The organism is Pseudomonas lundensis, assembly GCF_015377145.2.
Lineage (GTDB): Bacteria > Pseudomonadota > Gammaproteobacteria > Pseudomonadales > Pseudomonadaceae > Aquipseudomonas > Aquipseudomonas lundensis.
Genome location: NZ_CP062158.2, coordinates 1,969,358 through 1,985,015, shown reverse-complemented (window position 1 = coordinate 1,985,015; position 15,658 = coordinate 1,969,358). Strand labels below are relative to the sequence as shown.

Genomic DNA, 15,658 nt, shown 5'->3' with positions numbered 1-15,658 from the left:
CAACCCTGAGATCTCAATTCCCTGGTAGGAGATTTGGCGTAATCAGGTTGAGCCGCATTTTGAACCCACGAAGCGAAAGGAGCTTGACTACAGGGCTTCTGCACGCTGGATATCTTGCCTCTTAAAGCAAGCGGACATAAACTGAGAGTTCTGAAATTTTCAATCTGGGTATAATTCGTGATTAGAACGATCGAAATAAAGAACTTCAAGTCGATCGACAAAGTTAAAATTGACTTAGGAAGAATAAACGTTTTTATAGGTGAAAACGGAGCAGGCAAAAGCAACATCCTAGAAGCGATTGCTTTGGCAGGAGCTGCGAATGCCAAGAAGTTAGATAATGAATTTCTAGCTTCAAGAGGCATCCGAGAAACTAGCGCCCCACTTATGCGACCACAGTTTGAAGGGTTCTTTGATGACTCGCCTATTGAAGTGCTATTTCAAGATGCAAACGGCGATTCTTCATTCTACAAACTTGAAAATGACAACCAGCCATACTCAAGCTGGAAATACACTGTCGAACATAACCACGAAAGCGAGTCAACTTACACAGAAAGAAAAATTAAAGAGTTTCTTTCTGCCGATAAAGCCAATATGGAAAAATTACAAGCCGCGCTTGATGAATTCTCTGTATTTATAGAAGAAGTAAAGAAAAATGCACCTAAAAAATCAAAAGAAAAAATCACATTTAAAATCCCTCAAGAAAATCTTATTTCAAAACTACTAGAAACAACGAATAACGAATATGGTGCGCGAGCAAAAAAACTGAATGAATTCGTAATTTATTCTCCTGAAAACACCTCACTACGCCTATTAGAAAAAGAGGGGCAACTGGAACCTCTTGGCATATGCGGAGAGGGACTAATAAAACTATTGTGCGTACTCTCACACATCAAATCTGGAGAAGCGATCACAGAAATTAACAACTGCCTAAAACTGTTAGGTTGGTTTGACGGCTTCAGTATAGATAACAACGCTCCTGCTGCACCGTCCGCCATTGAAATTCACGATCGCTTTTTGGCCAAAGATAAATCTTTGCTTGATATCCGAAATGCAAACGAAGGTTTTTTATTTCTAGTCTTTTATTTCGCCTTATTCTCTACAGATCTAACACCTGACTTTTTCGCAATAGACAACATCGATGCTTCTTTAAACCCAAAACTCTGTTCCGAACTAATCCGAAAGCTTTCTACCCTGGCTGAGAAACATCAAAAACAGGCTATTTTAACCACCCATAACCCAGCAGTTTTAGATGGACTAAATCTTGCCGACGACGAGCAACGCCTATTTGTTATTAGTCGCAACATTGAAGGGCATACAAAGATCAAACGTATAAAGAAAGCTACAAATTCTGATTTAAAATTATCAGAAATGTTCATGCGGGGTGTTATTGGCGGCTTACCAAAAGGATTTTAAAATGCCCAGCTTCGCACTAGTTACTGAAGGAATAACTGATCAGATTGTAATTGATCACCTTATCAGCACGATAATCGGGAATTTCTCGGAAGAGGATGCGGATGTTAACATTTTACAACCTCTCCGTGATGCCACAGACGAAGCTCGGCAAGCTAAAGGTAAGTTTGGCGGATGGGAAAAGGTATTAGAATTTTGCCGTAACGAAGCGCGGCTTAATGAGGCGTTAGAATTTAATGAATATTTAGTTATTCAAATTGACACTGACTGTTGCGGGCATGTGAATTTCGGAGTACCGCTTTATAAGGAAGGTATAGAGCTTAAGGCATTAGAGTTAATAGCTGATGTACAAAACTATATCAAGGCGTGTCTCGGAGATGTCTACCAGAACAATGCTGACCGTATAATATTTGCCATTGCCGTTCATTCAACAGAATGCTGGTTAATGCCTTTTTACGCTAGAGAAGAACATCATAAATCCAGAGAAAAATCTTGTGCAGAGCACTTGACCAGGGCTCTAATTAAAGAACAAATAAAATATGAAAAAACCCACGCTTGTTACACCCATCTATGCAAGCCACTAAAAAAATATAAAACCATCAACGATAACAAATCGTCGAGCACAAGCCTTAACAACTTTATTGACTCATTACTTTGTATAAGCACCGCACCCATTGCTGCCGATTAATCATAGTGACAGCGTAACTTCTCCTAGTTCTGTCAACTCCTTAGCTGCCCTTGCGGATATCCAGTTAAATTTATCTGCATCGGCGCGACTTGGAGTTGGCCCTGGCAAATGCGTATGCCCCGCCAGTTGCACATTCATCTCCTGCACCAAATCCAGCAAATCACACACTACCTGAAACAAGTTCACGCTCTCCGATCCGATCCAGTTTTGGGGAGCCACCAACCGCTGGCTAACCCCCGCCACGCTCTTACGCAGCCCTTCGATCCGTTCCTGCATATCCCCACCAACAGTGGCGTTGTGCTTCTGCCCCACGACCAAGTTCAAGTCCCGCCCGGTAGCCTGGTGCAAATCATCCACCGCTGCCAAGCTCGCTGACCCGCCTGACAGCAGCTTGAGCGCGCCCAGGGCTTCGATTTTCTTGATCCCGCCCACTGACTCGGTTGAATGGTCGTCCACCGTTCTGGTGTGGTTCTGGAACGTCTCGGTGTTGTCCAGGGCTTCCACTTCACGCTCGATTGCTTTGTCCTGGATCTTGCCGTCGGTTTGGCGCAGCCAGTTTCCATCGGCGTCGACCCGCTGTTGGCACGCTTCGCTGTGCTGCCACACCTGATCCCCTTTCGGGACTTTGGGCATGCTCAACCCGTGCGGGAGGATGGTTTGGATGTAGGGTTTGTTTGGCAGGCCGTAGGCGAAGCACACCACCACCTGGGTGCCTTCTTCGGGGAAGGCATAGATGCCCATTTCTTCGCCGCCTGTGGGCAGTGGTAGCGGGACACCAGCCAAGATCGGCAGTTGGGTGTCGGGCTCGCCGTCTGGCCCCATGACCTCGATGTCGACCGCGTAGCGCGGGCGGAAGTCGTCGCAGATCCCTGCGCCGCTCGGGGCATCGGCCACCGCGACCACGCGGGCAAAGCGCGGCAGGTGGTAGCCGCCAGTGAGTTCAGGGAATTGTCGTTCTACGCTGCGGCGGATTGCGTCGTCCATCGGATAGCCATCTGGTTGTCGACGAGGGCCACACTGGTGATGCGCTCGCCGTGGTTGATTGTTGCACCTGGTCGCAACCCGGGAAGGGCCGCGATCATGGCGCTTTGATTGCCCTGGTAGCCGTCGAACAGCTCGGCAGGCAGTTGTAGCGGCGCTCGGACGCCAAAGAAGCTGTCAGCCCAACTGCCCACGAACACTTCGCCGTCGCCCTGTTGCTGCCAGATAAAGTCGGGGATGTTGAACACGCGGGCTATGCTGTCCAGTGCCTGATAACCAGCGGCCAGGCTGTAGAAAAACGGCGCTTTTACGCTGGCATAGGCTTGTTCCGGCACACGAAAGCGCAGGCCGGTGTGCTGGCTGATTTCGGTCAACACGGCGCGCAGATCGACGTGGCGCAGGTTCAACGGCAGCGGCTTGGCCAATATGGCGGCCATCTCGCGGCAGTACAGCACTTGCTCCACGCGATTAGCCGCGGTGCAACGCTCGACGTAGCCGATAAAGTGCCGCTGTAGCGTGCGTTCGTTGTAGCCGATGTCGAGTGTGACCAGCCCCCTGACGGGGGCTTGGGCTTGAATGGTGAAGGTGGCCCGGCCGGGGCTTTTCAGATCCAGCCGCACGTCGTCTTTGACCAGTTCCACCCGCTCGCCGTTGATGCTGAGGATTTTGTGCAGTTTCATCGCTTACTCACCCCCGCCGATCCAGCCATCGAGCTTTTTCAGTGTGGCTTCAAACCCAGTCAGTTCCTGTTCACCTTCTCCCGGATCGCCACCAGCACCGCCACTGCCACCCACAGCACTGCCTGGGCCCGACTGGGCCTTGACTGCGTTCGCTGCCCGTCGCCCTTCAACCTTTTGCGGGTTGGAGACCTTTTCGATCAGGGTGAACTGGATCCGCCAGGCGCTGAGGGTGTCGTCTTCGCGTGCGCTGACGCCTTCGGAAAACTCCACCTGACGAATACCGAACGCGCTCGCGGTGTCGTTGACCACACGGTAGGTTTTGAGTTGGCCACCGCCTTCGGTGGCCTCGGCCATGCGCATCAGATCGCGCAACTGCACCTGGTCAACGTAGGGGATCATCAGGGACGCCGTGAGGGTCTTGGGCTTGAAGCCCTTGTGAGCGGTTTCGGTGTTGCTGGTCTGGCCCGACATGTCGGCGCTTTCGATCCGCATATTGGCGGTCACTTTCAGGCCCTTGCCGCGTACCTGTTCGCCATCGAGTAGCAGCATCATAGGCCCACCAGCTCACGCACGAAGCTCAAGCCCTTTTCCGTCCCCACTAGCAGCGCCCCGGCGCACAGCACCCATTCATGGCCGGGGGCTTCGGTGCTCAGCAAGTCTCGGCGCAGGTCACTGGTGGTGCCGGGACCGATCATCCGCGCGCGCAGGCTGCCATCTTGCTGGCCACCGGCAAGCAAGGCTTTGAGGTCGGCCAGTTGCTGGTCACGGCCTTTTTGCTGGACGCTCTTGCGGCTGGCCAGCGCGGCCAGATCGCTCATGGGTGAGCTGTCGGCGGCGTAGCTCTCCAGCACCGCCAGTTGGCCCGCCATCGATTGCTTCGCGGCCTTGAGCAAGGTGCAGCGCTCCAGCGGCAACGACTGCCAGCGCGGCAACGGCCCGGCGTTAGGGATTTCCCACTTTTCGGCTTCCAGCGTTGACAGGTGACGCGCTCGGCGTTCGGTGCGTACCAGGTCAGGCATCGGCAGCAATGCGTTGAAGCGCGACAGGCTGTCGGCCAACTGGTCGAAACGTGTGGCCAGAAACATCAGGCACAGCGCGTATTGCTGCCCCTCGGGGCGGCTGGCATCGCTGACGTCCACCAGTTTGCTGGCCAACTGTTGCACCAGGTTCGGCGCAGACAGAAAACGCTGGTAGCCACGGCCTTGCCCTACGCCGCTTTGAAACGGCGTCACCACCAAACAGGCTGGGGCTTCGTTCATTTGTTCAGTCAGGGCCGCACGCCCGGCCGCGATCACGCCTTGAGCGGCGGCGCCCACAGGCCCCGGATTGGTGCTGGTCATGCCGTCCAGGCCGCTCAGGCGCAATGCTGTGCTGGCCAGCTCGCCGCTGGCCAAGTCCTTGGCCGCACCCAGCTGCTGCATCCAGCCAGTGGCCTGCTCAGGCCAGCGCAGGGTGATGGGTGCCCAAGTCATTGCGGCGGCGTCCACTTGATACCGCGCATCACCTTGAGCTTTTTGTCCCGCAAAGCCTCGGCCAGTGCCTGTTTCAAATTATCAGCGTGTTGCAGGGCTGCCTGCTTAAAGCGCGTCAGGTCGTTCCCCACCTGACGCAGTTGTGCGGCCGTGTGCGGTCGAAAGCCTTTAACCTGCTGATCGTCATAGCAGGGATACCCGGAATCCAGATCGCTGAGCATAAGGCCGGTCAAATTGATCTGATCGGTCAACTCACTGCTGTAGCGAAAGTCCGCGCCCAGCGCATCAGACGTGAATCCGCCCTCAATGTAGCGGTTGCAGGCCAGCGAGATCTCTTCGAGTTTCTGGGCGTAAAGCGCCGCCAGAATGGCCGCAATGTCGTCAACCCATTCACCCTCTTTCCAGACCTGATCCGGCCCGGGCTTTTTCATCGTGTACCCGGCCGGGATCGGCCCCATTCCTTCCACCGTCAGGGGTTCGCCGTTTGTGATGCTGTACACGATCAAACCGTTGAAGTAGTCCGCCAATACCCATTTGTCATGGCACCAGAACGCGGCGCGCTGGGCTCCGTCGGGTTCCGGTGGCGGGGTTTCCACGCACCCGCCGGGGATCAGGAACACACCCGGTTCAAGGGGCGACTCTTCGGCCTCGGCCGTTCCGGTGAATCGGCCCAGTGCGCCGGTTTGATAGACAGTCTTGGTTTTCATCAGGGCCTCAATATTTGATGCAGTAGTTCAGCGCAATGTTTACCGGGCGCGACTCATTGCCTCCCGATGGATCTACGGTGATGGTGTGGCTATGGCGCCCGGCTGGCTCGGTGTTGACCATGGCGTTGCCCGCGTTGGCGGGGCTGACAAACCCACCGGGGGAGTTGTTACTGCCAGCAGACTTGATCAGGCCGTGGATGTGCTCGCCTTGCGCATCGCTGCGGGCCGCGTGACCGTGGGCAAGGTTCTGGCTGCTCTGCTTCGAGCCAAAGACCCGGCCGGGGTCAAGCCCCAAGCCATCATCGAAACCCCGGATGAAACGGCCGCGCAGGTCGGGCAGATTGAATGTGGTCGCTCCATCGCCCGGCCCGTAAAAGGTGCCCAGCAGGTCGAATAGTTTTCGATAGACCGTGCGTGATACCGCCGCTCCATTGGCCTTTAAATACCCCTCTGGCGTCTGGCTAAAACAGAACGCCACAATCGCGCCCCGCTGCACGGCCGTGCCGGGATCAAAGTTACCGGCGTGCCAGATCTTGTGAGTGGTCCAGCACAAGTCCCCGCTGCTGGCCATGGCCAGATCGCCATAGATCACGTTCGACCAATGGAAAAACAGCCGAGGGGCATATGCAAAGTCTGTCGAGGCGGAATCAATACAACGCGCCTCCCGTATTTCCATCGCTCCGCCGACCGGCCCCAGTTCAGGCGCAAACAACCGGGGACGCTTGTTGGTCAATCCGGTCGGAATGGCATTGGAGATGCCGTAACCCTCAAGCGTGGTTGGCCTGCCGGATTGAATTTTGCTCCAGTCCAGACCGGGAATATCACTGGCGATAAGGGGGCTACCGGCCGTTATCAAGCCTTTCGCGGTGACCGTAACTTTGGGGTAAGTACCCGCCTTTACACCGCTGTCGGCCAATGTCAGGTTCAGGCTCACATCTTGTGAGCCATCGAAGCTGGTATACCCGCTGCCCGCGCCGGTGATTGAAATTCTGCGCGCTGTTTCCAGTTGCTTGGCTTTGCCCGCAGGTGTCGTGCCGTTAAGCACGTTGTTGATCGCCTGCTGGAGAATACGCCGCACGTTGGCCATAGCCTTGGTACTAGCCAGCACCCAGGAATCATCCGCGTCTGCACTGTCGCTAATTGCATTGGGCAAGTTGCCCAGCCCTACGTCCTGCTTGGTAGTTGCCCGGGCACGCAACTGCGGGTAATCACCTGTGCGTGAGGCAAAGTGCTGAATCAAAGGGCCATTGACCGATTCCGACACACGCCGGTCAGTGATGGCTGACGCCGTCAGATTGGCCAAGGGAATGCAGTAGTGACGCACGCCGACACTGTCCACATAGTCGGGTAGATCCGCCGCAAACTTGACCGCCCAACTGACCACTACATCGTTGAGCTGCCGCTGTAAGGCCACGTCCAGCCATGCGGTGGCCGGCAGATTGGGCGGTGTAATCGCAAAGGGTTCGGCCAGCATCACCCGCGCGCCTTCAATGTAGGCAATGCCGGATTTGACCTGGAACTTTTGCCCGATCTGTTCGACCTTCAAGCCGTCGGAGAAAAAGCAGGCACGGCCGAACACGTCCCGATTGCTCAACCGCTCGCGCTCATCAATCCCTTTGAGACGCACAGTGAAGTCATGCTGCCAGGTGCTGGCATCAATGGTGATGCCGGTCAGCGCCTGGGCACCGTCAAAGACCACCATAAAGTTGCGCGTAACGTTGTTGCCCAGTTGCATCGGCGGGATGTTGCGGCGCTTCTGTTGCAAGGGCACATAGGCCACGGTCAGCAGTACGCCTTCTGCGGTCTCCAGCCCGATCCAGTTCCAGTCAAAGTCCCCGATGTCACTGCCCATCATCAGGCTGTAAACGACCTGATTGGGGTTTACATATCCTTGCTGGGTGACGTCAAAAGTACCGACAATTTGACCCGCCGCAGGCTTGCCTGCTGCGCGGTCTATGGGGGCGTTCGCATCAAGGCCGGGCACGTTGGCCAACACCACGTGGCGAACAATTAACGGTTGTTTGGCGCCTTGTTTCTGCGCGATCAGGCTTTCACCTGCGAGGGTAATACTGGCTCCCACGAGAAGCTCCTACAGGCTGGCAACCAGCGTTTGCTGGTCGTCGTTAAAGTCCACCGCGACGACGCGCAGCGATACAGGGGTGATGGTCACGAAGTCATAGCGGCGGCACGTGCGCCCGTACTGCTGGATCAGAACCCGCATCAACTCGGGGTTTTGCGACAGTTGCGAATCGGAGAGGCGCAGCAGCACCACGTCCCAGTCCCGATCGGGCAGGCGCTCGTCGATCTCGACATAGCCCACGCCCAAGCGTTGCAGAATGCGTTTGAGCCCGGCCGTGCTGCCCGCGTCCACCGCGTTGATAAAGGCGAACTTGACCCGCAGCCGGTACAGGCTTTCGGGTTCATCCTTGAAGCGGCTGATGTCGCGCTGCCAGGCCAGCAGATCGAGCACGGTCAGGTGACAGGTCTCGGCGTCCATTTGCAGCAATGGCCACTGCAACCAGCCTTCGACCCTGTCCCACCAGGACTGACTGGCAGTGCGGAGCCTGTTCAGCTCTATACCGTCAAGCCAGAACGGCAATTTGAGTTTGATCACGAGAAAATCACCTCCAGACTCTTGATCCGGGGGATGCTCAGTTCCGAGACGATGTCGCTGTTGTCGAAGTGCAACGACTCGATACCCGGGAACTGTTGGTGCAATTCTTCGCCCAGTCGGCTGAATGAAAAGCGTGACTGCGGGTAAGTCAGCGTCGGCTGGTAGTCGGTGGGGGTGCTTTCCCGGAACGCCGCTCGCACGAACAGCGCCACGTCAGATCGCAGGTTGTCGCGTTTTTCGTTGTCCATCACCGCCCGGGACCAAACGGTCAGTTTGATGGCGTGCTGGGTTTGCGGCATGACCATCACCATCAGGTCATCGCCGTGGCCATGGTTGCCCTGGTCACGTATATGGGCGTTGATCTGTTCCAGGTAGGTGTCGGCGGGTGCGTCAGCGTCGAACAGCACATAGGCGTTGGCACTGCCGGGGCCTCGGGGCGCGCCGTGCAGGAAATACACGCCATCCGGCCTCACGCCCGGGAAGGCCGAAATCATCGCCCGGTACACCGCGTCGGTGTGCCACTGGTTGACCGCCGAGAACTGATTGCGCACGCGCAAACGCAGCTCGTCATCGGGTTCAGGATCTGCCCCGGGCGATATGAGCCAGCCGTCGGTGTTTACCACCTGGGCGATTCCCGGCAAGGGCACTGGCAAAATGGCGTAATACCCCGGGGCCAGGTTGTAGCCGCTGCCTTCCTCCAGCGCTTGCACCGGCACTTCCAGTTGCAACAGGCCATCGGCAAAGGTGGCGGGCGTGGTGGTGACCATCTGATAGATATGGCCGTTGATTGCAGCCGACTGCACCACGATGCCCGCAGGCAACTCCAGGGTGCCGCCCGCTGCAATGCGGGTAAACAGGATCACGCCCTTGGCTTTGGTAGCGCCCTTGCGCTCGACGTTGACCGCCCAGGCCAAGGTGTCCAGCCACGCGTTGCTTGCGGTTTTCACAAAGAAATTCGGTAGCACGGTGTCGCTGATAAAACTGATCAACCACATGACCGGCTTGGTCACCAGAGCCGTAATCAGCCGCCAGAACGGCGAATAGGCGCTGGTGTTGCTCAGTTTGCTGCCTTGGGCCGCCACCTCACTTTCCCATGCCTTGCGCAGACCGGCTTCGGTAGTGGGAATCCCAGCGTCAGTCAGCGCCTGCTTAAAATCCACCTCACTCACAGGTACACCTCGATCGTGCCGAACTTCAGGGTTTTGGCCGTGACCAGGTACTTGCCGGTGCCATACGACTGAATCAGCGCGGTGCCCGGCACAAGCCGCACATCAGCCTCCACCAGCAGCTCCAGTTGCTGGATGCAATCGCGCTGTCGCAGACGGCTGCGCTCGGCCACCAACGTCACCAGCAGCCCGCTTTCGCGGATCATGTGCGCAATGTCCTGGGCAATACTGGCGCGGTCATCGATGAGCAACGGCTGACGCGACGGGTCCAGCGACAGGTCGTTGTCCACAATCAGCAGGTCGATGTAGTCACTCATCCACCCACCGCCATGCTCATCATGTTTTCAAGCTCCAGCGGGCTCATGGGTTTGGTGTTGGTGATGTTCAGGTTCTCCACGTGGGTGGCCTTGTTCTGGGTCTGAGAGGTGTTCTGAATGCTGCTCAGCAGCCCGCCTTTGGGTACAGCGTTCGGCCGCGACGGCGACAGACTGCTCAACGAGCTGTTGAGGCGTTCCTGACTTTGCTCGGCCTTGGCCTGCGGCGGTGCAGCCGTCACCAGTGCCGGGGCTTGGGTCGGCGGTATCAGGGAGGTGGCCAAAGACATTGCCCCTGGTTGGCTTGCTGCAAGGGGCTGCACCGCGTGCGCGGCGGCAGGTGGCAGGACTGGGGTTTGCGCCATGACCAGCGGCGCCGCCGGTTGGGCCTGCATCTGGGCCACGCCGATGTCCGGCACCTGCGGCGGTGCTGGCAGGTCGCCAAACGCGGCATCGATCTGCACGCCGGGGATCTTGTTCAACATCTCGATCAGGCCATTAATCGCACCTTTAAAGATGTTGATAATCCCGTCCCACGCGGCCTTGGCCATGCCCGTCCAGCCGTCCATGGAGCTGAACCAGTCACTCAAGCCCTGGAGCTGGTCACTGACCCACTTGAACGCCTCGCTGTTGAGTAGCGCGGTGGTCCATTCATCCCAGTAGTAAACAGCCGCGGCCACGGCGGCGATCAATGCCACTACGCCGACCACGATCCACACGATGGGGTTGGCCAGCAGCGCCGCGTTCACCAGCCAAATCGCGCCTTGCCACAGCAGCATGGCGCCGCGAACGAGGCCCATCCACGCCACCATGGCCATCATGCTCAACACGAAAGTGGTGGCCATGGCCACGTGAATCAGGAACATGGCAATGCTGCGAAAGCCCGTCCAGGTGAGGATCTTCCAGACCGTCACCAAGCCCAGCCACACCATCTTGCTGATCCCGACCACCAGCGTCAGCGCCGACATGACGGCGGTGATGCCAAGAATGGTCAGCGCAGTGATGCTGACCACGCGGGTGATGTTGGGGAACAGTTGCGACCAGCGCGTCAGGGTTTGCGCCACGCCCGTAAGCTTGGCCATCAGCGGTTCCAGAATCGGCATCAGGGCCTGGCCGAAGGCAATGCGCAGCGCCTGCACAGCGGCGCCGAACTGTTGCCAGGGATCAACCATGGCCCGCGCCATCTTGTCGGCGCTCTCCAGCCCGCGCACGTTGCCCAACTGTTCCATGCCGTTGCGCAAACGCCCGGTGTCCTTGGCCAGTGCGCCAATCACCCGCGCCCCTTCGCCGCCAAAAGCATCGGTCAGGGCAGTGCCTGCGGCAGCGGTGGTCAGGTCGCCCAACTTGCCTTGCAGCTTGTCTAGGATGTCGAGCATCGGCAGCAACTTGCCGTTCTGATCGGTGAACTTCATTCCCAGTTTTTCCGAGCCCGCACCGATGTTTTCGAACAGCGCCTTGTACATGCCCCCGGCGTCGCCGCCTTCCATGGTGCTGCTCAGCGTGCCAATCACCGCGAATTGCTCGGCCAGATCGACACCGGCCGTGGTGGCGATCGCGCCGACTTCTTTAAACGCATCCTTGAGCTGGGCGCCGTCGGTGCGGAACAGCTGCACCGCCAACGCGGTTTGCCCACCCATCTTCTCGACCCACTGGCTTTTGCCCATGGCGTCGGCCTGATCCTTGAACAGGTTGTACATAGTGCCGACGTAGGCGCCCATGGTTTCGGCGTCGGTTTTGGTGGCCTTGGCCAGCAGGTTGCTGGTGTTGGTAAAGGTGGCCAACTGGCTGCCGCTCAAGCCCTTGATCGCGCCCTCGATGCTGTATGCCGAAGCCACAAAGTCGCGGGCGTTTTCACCGTAGGCCACCGAAAACTCCAGCGACTTGCGGTTGAGCGCAGCCAAGGCGTCCTCGGCCACACCCAACGAGCGGACTTCGCCCAAGGCGCGGTTCATCTCCAGCGCCGGTTCCAGTGACTGGCTGATCGCAACACCCGCCCCCACCAAGCCACCCAGGCCAAGGCCCATGGTCTTGATGTTGTTTTGCCCTTGCTCGGCCAAATCCGAAAAGCTGGTTTTCACCTTGCCCAGGGGCGCGGTGATCTTGTCGGTCAGGCTCAAGATAAAGGCCAAGCGAGCGCTGCGATCTGCCATGTGTGGTTATCCGTTCAGGGCATGGGCAATGCCATTAGCCACGGCAAATTCCATGCGTTTCCAGTACTCGTCTTCCAGCCACTTGGCCGTGCCCATCACCTCGGCGGTGGGTTCGGCACCGGGCAGCCAGCGGTTGGCGAGGGCCACTAACTGGCCCAGGCCGTTCTCACTCAGTCCTTCGGCGTGGTCGAGGGCTTTTTTACGATGATTTCAACGTCCGGGCCGTACTCTTCCAGCAGCGTGCCGGCCAGTTGCATGACCATCACCGGGTTGGCCAGCAACGGTTTCAGGGCGGCGCGCTGCTCCTGTTTCACGGTCGTCACCAGCAGGTTGTTGGCCGGGGCCACTTTGTTGTTCTGGTTAACGGCGTTGAAGTACTTGGTCACGTCTTGAGGGGTCAGCTCAAAGGTGAATTCGTTGTTGCCAATTTCCAGTTCGATTTCGCGACGTTCAGTCATGGGGTGTGTTCCGTTCAGGTTTAAAGTGGGTGATTCGGGTCAGCGCAGGCAGATCCGGCGCACGTGGTCTTGCAGCCCCAGGATCATTTCGCGGCTGAGGGCGAGCTGATCGCGGAGGGTGAAATAATCCGGTCGAGCGTCTGTTGCGAGTTCGGCGGTGGCTGCATCAGCCACGCCGCCGGGGCCGGTTTGGTGGGGCTCGGAGGCACGGCACACGGCGTTGACGCGCAGCCGCTGACGGCCAGCGTCAACAGCGCGGCGCAGCTCAGTGTTTTCAGAACGTGCATGGTTCAGTGCCTCGGTTCGGGTTCGGTCAATGTCGTCACGGTCAGCCAGCATTTCGCCGCTGATTCGGGCCGCTTCGCGCAGTCCAGTGACTTCGGTTCGGGCGCTGTCACGCTCGCGCACGGCGTCGTTGCGCTCATCCAGAAGGCGGTCCAGCAGCAGGCACATCACTACACCCGCCAACAGCCACAGCAGCGTTGCGCTGATCGAATTCATAGCCCGGCCCTGCACAACTTGGCTTCGGCCAACCGGCGCGCGTGCAAGCCCGGCACAAAGGTTTTGCGGCCTTGGGCATCGGTCACATACGCCCACACCGGGGTTTTGCCATCCGCTGCCCACGCCAACGCGTTGCAGCCCTCGGCAATGCGCCCGGCGTTTATCAGGCCCACTGCGCGACTGGCGCAGGTGCCGGGCATGCCGACGTTATGGCCGTGACTGCTCAGGGCGTCGAAGGTGTCCTGTCCAATACGTTGATTGGTCAGGCAGTCCGCCAGGGCAAGCTGGCCCTTCTCAACCACCAACTGTTCAACTTCGGCGCAGCGGGCTGGAGACCAGTAGTCACCTACCACCACGGGAAAAGGGCTGGTGTAACGGGTGATGCCCTTGCATACCGTGGGCAGGCCACGGGCCAGCGTGTCGGCGTACACCACGTGCTGGCCTTCGCCTTCCCACTTGCCCAGAAAAGCGATCAACGAGGCGCTGGCCAGCGCAATGGTGCCGGTGGCTATCTTGTGGCGCAGGCTCATGGCTTGCGCTTCCAGTCGCGCAACATCTGGCGGTACTTGGGCGCCAACAGCAGGATCTGCAACACCATGTAAAGCGCGGTCAGCATGTAAGCCACCGCCGACCAATCGACGGCCCCGGTCGCCCCGGTAGCAGCCACGCCGATGGCAGGTGAGGCTTTCACGATGGCAATCGCGGTGTCCTGGGCGGCCTGATTTGTGCTCATCTCAGTCCCTCCTTTTCAGACAAGGACTGGCACGGCACACAACGCAGGATTCCGCCCAGCGCCTGGCGTGCTGCGGGGATGTCGCCCTCACAGTCCAGGCACGCGGTACGGCTTGGCCCGGTCGGGCGCACTTTGGCCAACTGGGCGGCAATCGCCTGATCGCGCTGACGTTGCTCCAGCGCCTGGGCGCGATCGAACGGGCACGACATCAGCTCAGCCCCTCGGTCTCGGATGCAGCCAGGTACGGCACGCCATTGATGCGGATAAAGTCCGGGCTGGTGACGTCAAACGGCACCTTGTGCTTGGTCTTTTCGCCGCCCTTGGGGTCGATGCTCAGCAGGCTGGACACTTTCAACTTGCAGCCGAAGGCCTCAATGCGCATTTCTTCATCGCCGCTCTTGGCGAAAAACACACTGTCGAACGGCTTCAACTCGCGAAAACTGCCCGCCGTGCGGGCCGCATCCACCAACAGGCCGAAGTTGTAGCTGTCCAGCTCAAACTCGCCGCTGGCCGACACGTCGCCATCCACGTGGCCATCGGGCACACCCCGGGTTTGCGCCACAGCGCTGTTGTCGGTGATGTCGAGGGTGCAGCTCTCCACGTGAACCAGCAGATCGCCCAGGTTCACGTCAAAATTCTTGCCGCCAATGCGTGACATAGGGGGGTTACTCCGTGGCGTCGTTGGAAAGATCCAGGGCGATGTTGGCCGTGATGTCTTTCGGGCAGTTGTGGGGTTTGAGCTTGATGTAGGCCTCTACGGCGGTTTTGCTCTTCCAGACCAGCACGATGTCGCCGTCTTTTGGGGTCTGGATTTCGCCGGGGAACACTTGGCCCGCGAACGTGACGGACTTGGCCATCGCACGCAGGGGCGCCATCAGCGCGTTGATGTTCACCGCCATGCTGTTGGGGGTGCTGTTCAGGCGGCGATCACCCACGCGACGGATCAACAGCGGGCGCACCTGACGCGCTGCCTTGTCAGCCAGACGCAGATGCTCGATCACCTGAAAGTCGCTGGCCGGGGTGTCCAGCAGGTTACCGTCACCCCAGTACACGCCCTCGTAGTCCGGGTAAGTCTGCGAGACCGAGAAACGCGCTCTGTCCAGCTCGGCGCGAATCGCGGACGGCAACGGCACGCCTTCGGAGTCCGATGGCACCGGGCCAAGGCCCAGCACTGCACCGCTGGCTACACGCATCGGGGTGTCAGCAATGCTCACGGCCGCATTCGCCAAACGACCGGCCAACACGCCCAGATCGTTGCCGTGCAACTGCGGCACCACCAGCACGCGGGGCGCAGCGAGATCGGCGGTGATGGCTTTCTGTTCGGTCAGGTATTGCGACCACGGCTGCAACAGGGTGATGCCCGGTGACGCGGCCATGACGAACGAGCGACGCCCGTACACGTTGTTCAGCTGGATCGCCGCGTCGTGCATGGCAGACAGTTCGTCGCCGATCGTGACAGGCTTGGTAATCACTACCGCCTCGACCGAAATACCTTGTTGCTGGGCCATTTCAAGCGCGGGAGCCCACTCGCCCTCTGCGCCAATCGGTGCCGCCACGCAGGCCCAGCGGTCGCCACCATTGAGGCGCGCCGCAATGATCTGGGTTTTCAGGTCGCTGGGCTGGATGCCCAGTTCGGTGTCCAGATCGCTGTCGGTGTTGAGGGCCAACAACTTGCCGACGTTCTTGGTGCAAGGGCCAATAAAGAGGAAATAACGCTCGATCGCGGTCACTTCGCCCTGGCCCAGATTGAGATTGTTAACGCTGACTTTGCCGAGTGCCATGGG

20 protein-coding genes are annotated in these 15,658 nt (G+C 58.5%); 2 read left to right on the top strand and 18 right to left on the bottom strand.

From position 1 onward, the window contains the following. Positions 1 to 177: 177 nt before the first annotated feature. Both IF654_RS09435 and IF654_RS09430 read left to right on the top strand, forming a co-directional pair. Positions 178 to 1,413 (top strand): AAA family ATPase, encoded by a 1,236-nt coding sequence (locus IF654_RS09435; RefSeq protein WP_194862535.1) that lies wholly within the window; start codon positions 178 to 180, stop codon positions 1,411 to 1,413. Position 1,414: 1 nt separating this feature from the next. Then, on the top strand, positions 1,415 to 2,098 hold the full coding sequence (locus IF654_RS09430) for a phage tail protein (RefSeq protein ID WP_194862536.1): 684 nt from the start codon (positions 1,415 to 1,417) through the stop codon (positions 2,096 to 2,098). Here IF654_RS09430 and IF654_RS09425 read toward each other — a convergent pair whose 3' ends face one another. From IF654_RS09425 to IF654_RS09340, 18 genes are read right to left on the bottom strand one after another with little or no spacing between them, the layout of a single operon-like run. Then, the gene (locus IF654_RS09425) at positions 2,099 to 3,082 is read right to left on the bottom strand and encodes a hypothetical protein (protein ID WP_194862537.1); all 984 of its coding nucleotides are present in this window, start codon (positions 3,080 to 3,082) and stop codon (positions 2,099 to 2,101) included. Then, complete coding sequence (locus IF654_RS09420; protein WP_194862538.1) at positions 3,055 to 3,759, bottom strand: hypothetical protein; 705 nt, start codon at positions 3,757 to 3,759, stop codon at positions 3,055 to 3,057. Before IF654_RS09420 ends, IF654_RS09425 begins: the two co-directional genes overlap by 28 nt. A 3-nt stretch (positions 3,760 to 3,762) precedes the next feature. Continuing rightward, complete coding sequence (locus tag IF654_RS09415) at positions 3,763 to 4,311, bottom strand: baseplate complex protein (RefSeq protein ID WP_194862539.1); 549 nt, start codon at positions 4,309 to 4,311, stop codon at positions 3,763 to 3,765. Beyond that, on the bottom strand, positions 4,308 to 5,231 hold the full coding sequence (locus IF654_RS09410) for a hypothetical protein (RefSeq protein WP_194862540.1): 924 nt from the start codon (positions 5,229 to 5,231) through the stop codon (positions 4,308 to 4,310). The genes IF654_RS09415 and IF654_RS09410 overlap by 4 nt, the downstream gene beginning before the upstream one ends. Then, entirely contained in the window at positions 5,228 to 5,938 is a 711-nt protein-coding gene (locus IF654_RS09405) for a DUF4376 domain-containing protein (RefSeq protein WP_194862541.1), read from the bottom strand. Before IF654_RS09405 ends, IF654_RS09410 begins: the two co-directional genes overlap by 4 nt. Positions 5,939 to 5,945: 7 nt before the next feature. After that, positions 5,946 to 8,018, bottom strand: a complete 2,073-nt coding sequence (locus tag IF654_RS09400) for a phage tail-collar fiber domain-containing protein (RefSeq protein ID WP_194862542.1) — start codon at positions 8,016 to 8,018, stop codon at positions 5,946 to 5,948. 9 nt (positions 8,019 to 8,027) lie between these two features. Then, on the bottom strand, positions 8,028 to 8,552 hold the full coding sequence (locus IF654_RS09395; protein WP_194862543.1) for a phage tail protein: 525 nt from the start codon (positions 8,550 to 8,552) through the stop codon (positions 8,028 to 8,030). After that, entirely contained in the window at positions 8,549 to 9,721 is a 1,173-nt protein-coding gene (locus IF654_RS09390; protein WP_194862544.1) for a baseplate J/gp47 family protein, read from the bottom strand. Before IF654_RS09390 ends, IF654_RS09395 begins: the two co-directional genes overlap by 4 nt. Continuing rightward, positions 9,718 to 10,035, bottom strand: a complete 318-nt coding sequence (locus IF654_RS09385; RefSeq protein ID WP_194862545.1) for a DUF2590 family protein — start codon at positions 10,033 to 10,035, stop codon at positions 9,718 to 9,720. Before IF654_RS09385 ends, IF654_RS09390 begins: the two co-directional genes overlap by 4 nt. Next, the gene (locus IF654_RS09380; RefSeq protein ID WP_194862546.1) at positions 10,032 to 12,182 is read right to left on the bottom strand and encodes a phage tail tape measure protein; all 2,151 of its coding nucleotides are present in this window, start codon (positions 12,180 to 12,182) and stop codon (positions 10,032 to 10,034) included. The genes IF654_RS09385 and IF654_RS09380 overlap by 4 nt, the downstream gene beginning before the upstream one ends. 6 nt (positions 12,183 to 12,188) lie before the next feature. Next, a complete protein-coding gene (locus IF654_RS09375) occupies positions 12,189 to 12,329 on the bottom strand; it encodes a DUF6890 family protein (protein WP_194862547.1) in 141 nt (46 codons plus the stop codon). Between the two features lie 23 nt (positions 12,330 to 12,352). Then, entirely contained in the window at positions 12,353 to 12,640 is a 288-nt protein-coding gene (locus IF654_RS09370) for a putative phage tail assembly chaperone (protein WP_194862548.1), read from the bottom strand. A gap of 39 nt (positions 12,641 to 12,679) precedes the next feature. Then, positions 12,680 to 13,141, bottom strand: a complete 462-nt coding sequence (locus tag IF654_RS09365) for a lysis system i-spanin subunit Rz (protein WP_194862549.1) — start codon at positions 13,139 to 13,141, stop codon at positions 12,680 to 12,682. Then, positions 13,138 to 13,671, bottom strand: coding sequence for a lysozyme (locus IF654_RS09360; protein ID WP_194862550.1), 534 nt, complete (start codon positions 13,669 to 13,671; stop codon positions 13,138 to 13,140). The genes IF654_RS09365 and IF654_RS09360 overlap by 4 nt, the downstream gene beginning before the upstream one ends. Continuing rightward, a complete protein-coding gene (locus IF654_RS09355; protein WP_169964370.1) occupies positions 13,668 to 13,874 on the bottom strand; it encodes a hypothetical protein in 207 nt (68 codons plus the stop codon). Before IF654_RS09355 ends, IF654_RS09360 begins: the two co-directional genes overlap by 4 nt. Further along, positions 13,871 to 14,083, bottom strand: coding sequence for a TraR/DksA C4-type zinc finger protein (locus IF654_RS09350; RefSeq protein WP_194862551.1), 213 nt, complete (start codon positions 14,081 to 14,083; stop codon positions 13,871 to 13,873). Before IF654_RS09350 ends, IF654_RS09355 begins: the two co-directional genes overlap by 4 nt. Beyond that, on the bottom strand, positions 14,083 to 14,532 hold the full coding sequence (locus IF654_RS09345) for a phage protein (protein ID WP_194862552.1): 450 nt from the start codon (positions 14,530 to 14,532) through the stop codon (positions 14,083 to 14,085). The genes IF654_RS09350 and IF654_RS09345 overlap by 1 nt, the downstream gene beginning before the upstream one ends. Before the next feature lie 7 nt (positions 14,533 to 14,539). Next, a complete protein-coding gene (locus tag IF654_RS09340; RefSeq protein ID WP_194862553.1) occupies positions 14,540 to 15,655 on the bottom strand; it encodes a DUF2586 domain-containing protein in 1,116 nt (371 codons plus the stop codon). Between the last annotated feature and the right edge of the window lie 3 nt (positions 15,656 to 15,658).